The sequence below is a fragment of the Candidatus Eisenbacteria bacterium genome (assembly GCA_018831195.1).
GTDB lineage: Bacteria > Eisenbacteria > RBG-16-71-46 > CAIMUX01 > JAHJDP01 > JAHJDP01.
In genome coordinates this window covers 1-2,135 of sequence record JAHJDP010000052.1, presented here as the reverse complement: position 1 = coordinate 2,135, position 2,135 = coordinate 1, and the positions used below count along the sequence as shown (strand labels likewise).

Here is a 2,135-nt window from a genome sequence, read left to right as displayed (position 1 = left end):
TCGGCCGCCTCCACCGCCGCCCCGCGGCCATTAATGTCTAAGAGAAACCCCGATCCGGGCAAAACCGGATCGGGGTTGCGGAGAAGCATTTCAAGGGTCCTTTTGCTCTGGCCCGCCCCCTCGCGGCAACCACCAGAATGATACCGATCTCCCTGCGTTATTCGCCCTCCGATCGATCTTCCCAGACACACCTCTCCCTCGAACCCAACCGGAAATCCTGATCGGGGCGGCATCCGGCGAAACCGCATCGGTAATTCCGACGATCGCGCCGACGACAGGGCGGGGGCCGTGGTGGCAAGCCCCAGGTGCCGGAGGATTTTCCATACCACTTTCGGATCGGTGAGAAAGGCCGATACCATTGCCTCTTCATCTGCACAGCGCAATCTGGTATCGTGGAGTCGACTCCAAGGCATGGGCCAGCTGGGAAAGAGCCAGTGATCTAAGGGCGGATGCAATCAATAGAAGGGTTAGGCATAGCATTCTGGCTCGAGGCAGGCGCGGTCTTGCTGATCTTGACAAGCATCGTTCCAACAGACCTGAAACAAAGTTTCTCATTGGTTCAATGACCGAATCATTTGATTTTGTAATTGCTTATACACTGACTAAATTAAAAGTTCCATCAGAAGCAGAAAAATGGAGACAGATAATGCTTAAGGGAATATGCCCGAAGTGTTCTTGCACTCAGATTGAACAAGGTTGGATATTGAGTGCCGGCAAAATAGCTTTTAAATCGGATGAGATGCCATACCCCTTTTCCGGAGGGAATGTCCGCACTTTTGTGTGTATGGAGTGCGGCTATACAGAATCATACGTGGATGAAGGTTATCGGAATAAAATCAAAGCTAAACTTCGTAACCAATAACATCAGGTCAAATTGTTTTGATTTATACAAAGATTACTCAAGGAGAAATTTATGAAACCGGTCATCGAATGTTTAATGAGCCATCGATCCGTACGACGATATAGCGATAGGCCTATCGAGCCTGAGTTGTTGGATAAAATTCTCTCTGCGGGAACTCGTGCGGCCACAGGAGGGAATCTTCAGCTGTACTCTCTGCTGGTCATCGATGACAAGGAAATGCTGACGAAGTTAGATGAAGCTCTGGAAGTACCGTTTATCGAAAATTCCAATTGCTCGATAGCTATTTTTGCCCTTGTTGACCACCACCGGGTCAGACGCTGGCTACAGACCCACTCTGATAAAGAGGTGTATAATCATCGTCCCTACAATTTTTTCATGGGCCTTTGGGATGCCTTAATTGCATTGCAAAATATCGTAGTTGCGGCCGAAAGCCTCAGTTTAGGGACCTGCTATCTCGGTAGCGGGATTGAGCTTGATGTCCAAAAGCATTTTGGCGCACCTGAATTAGTCTTCCCCGCCGGCCTTGTTTGCATCGGCTATCCAGACAGTTCACCAGAGTTAAGCACACGGCTGCCTTTGGAAGCGGTTACGCATCACAATCAATACTATCTGCCCTCCGACGATGACATCAATCGTTGGTATAAAGAACGTGATCGAGTTTGGGAGTCCGTTTCAGAATCGCGAAAGAAAGAACTATCCAAACAGGGTATTGAAGGGATCGCTCAAGCACTTGCAGTGCAAAAATTCTCACCATATATTGTTGAAAAAAGAAGCAAAGGGATATTAAATATTTTAAGGAAATCCGGATTTGACCTTTACACTGGCCTTGATGAGGAGTAATAGCGGAGTAATAGCGGATAAGAAATTTCAACGCTCCTTTTGCTCCGGCCCTCCCCGTCAATTCCACAAAATACCGCTCCGTCTCGCGCCAGATCATGGAGATCCTGCATTCCTACTCGCCGAGAGTCGAGCCGGGACACGTTTTGGACTTTCTCCATCCGCTCCCCATCTCTGACCTCTGGGGCGTCGGCCGGATTGGCGCAGATCTAATAAAAAATGCTGACAATGAGATGCCGGCACATAACCTCAATCCCCGGATCCCGGTTGTGATGGGATCCGGGGATTTCTATAATCAGCGCAATCTGATGAGTTACAGACTCCCCGTTTCATCTCCATAGCTGAGATTCACCCGGTTCAAACCTTCCAGCGCCGACAATTCGCTGACAAAACGCTCCGTTTGTGTAGGGTCCTTCAAAGAAACATAAAAGCTCAG

General features: G+C 48.9%; 4 protein-coding genes. 3 read left to right on the top strand and 1 reads right to left on the bottom strand.

Translation table 11 applies throughout. The annotated features are described in order from the left end of the window. Positions 1-359 (bottom strand): hypothetical protein (locus KJ970_10060; GenBank protein MBU2691263.1); only part of this gene is annotated, 359 nt, incomplete at its 3' end. A gap of 203 nt (positions 360-562) precedes the next feature. On the opposite strand from KJ970_10060, the gene KJ970_10055 reads away from it, so the two are divergent. The 3 genes from KJ970_10055 (at position 563) to KJ970_10045 (ending at position 2,040) form a co-directional block, all read left to right on the top strand. Next, the gene (locus KJ970_10055; protein MBU2691262.1) at positions 563-862 is read left to right on the top strand and encodes a hypothetical protein; all 300 of its coding nucleotides are present in this window, start codon (positions 563-565) and stop codon (positions 860-862) included. A gap of 51 nt (positions 863-913) precedes the next feature. After that, the gene (locus KJ970_10050; GenBank protein MBU2691261.1) at positions 914-1,702 is read left to right on the top strand and encodes a nitroreductase family protein; all 789 of its coding nucleotides are present in this window, start codon (positions 914-916) and stop codon (positions 1,700-1,702) included. 95 nt (positions 1,703-1,797) lie between these two features. After that, entirely contained in the window at positions 1,798-2,040 is a 243-nt protein-coding gene (locus KJ970_10045) for a hypothetical protein (GenBank protein ID MBU2691260.1), read from the top strand. Positions 2,041-2,135: the final 95 nt, after the last annotated feature.

Excerpts from the sequence above, each read along its gene's own strand:
- KJ970_10055 (MBU2691262.1), top strand. The coding sequence starts at position 563 with ATGACCGAATCATTTGATTTTGTAATTGCTTATACACTGACTAAATTA.
- KJ970_10050 (MBU2691261.1), top strand. The coding sequence starts at position 914 with ATGAAACCGGTCATCGAATGTTTAATGAGCCATCGATCCGTACGACGA.
- KJ970_10045 (MBU2691260.1), top strand. The coding sequence starts at position 1,798 with ATGGAGATCCTGCATTCCTACTCGCCGAGAGTCGAGCCGGGACACGTT.